This is a genomic window from Gluconobacter sp. P1D12_c (assembly GCF_018812105.1).
In the GTDB taxonomy this organism is placed as follows: Bacteria; Pseudomonadota; Alphaproteobacteria; order Acetobacterales; family Acetobacteraceae; genus Gluconobacter; species Gluconobacter oxydans_A.
Genome location: NZ_JACSIQ010000104.1, coordinates 1 through 709 on the forward strand (window position 1 = coordinate 1; position 709 = coordinate 709).

Annotated in this window: 1 protein-coding gene; it reads right to left on the reverse strand. The window is 37.1% G+C overall.

Annotation, left to right across the window (positions count from 1 at the left end; translation table 11 throughout):
• Positions 1-7 precede the first annotated feature (7 nt).
• On the reverse strand, positions 8-553 hold the full coding sequence (locus tag KP705_RS15765; RefSeq protein ID WP_215764882.1) for a hypothetical protein: 546 nt from the start codon (positions 551-553) through the stop codon (positions 8-10).
• Between the last annotated feature and the right edge of the window lie 156 nt (positions 554-709).

Below are 709 nucleotides of genomic sequence, written 5' to 3' on the forward strand. Positions count from 1 at the left end.
TGATAACTCATGACAACGATCCAAAAAATTTCTCGCAAATCGTTGAGAGTCTTCTTTTAAAATCATCAGACGTACAATTTTCCAAATCTAAATTATCGATACTCGAATACAAACCATCCTTGTCACATTCTTCTAAATCTTTAACCCAAAGGCGTATCTCATCTTTATTGTCATTAACAAAAACACACTCGTAACAAAAATCATCCTCGTCATCGTTCAAATATTCGTTGAATCTTAAAAAACCATATCCCCTGCTTTCTATGTAATCCAAAAACAAAGAAGAATGCGAAGGAAGCCAACGCAAATAATCTCTATAACTTATCACATCCTTCACATGAAAAGAATGGTAAATATAATGGTCATGCAAACAAGTCATGATATCGTAAGGCTTTTCCCAACCGCAATAAACCTCGACCCCATTCCCAAACATATAACGAATAGCCTTGGTCTCATAACGTGCCTTCAATCGCACAGCCTTTATATTGAACAGATTTTCAAGCCTCTGTACTTCTCTCTCTATTTCTCTATATTTTTCCTTCTTTACCATATCCATAACAATCTCCGACCCTCAGTTTGTGGGGTACTGGAAACTTATTGTAGCAGATAGAAATCAATATTTGACTTGTCATAGTGTCCGACTATGACAATTACATTGTCGTCGGTCCTGCGGAGCTTCAAAGATACCAGTCTGCAAGCTCCTGAAAGGCGT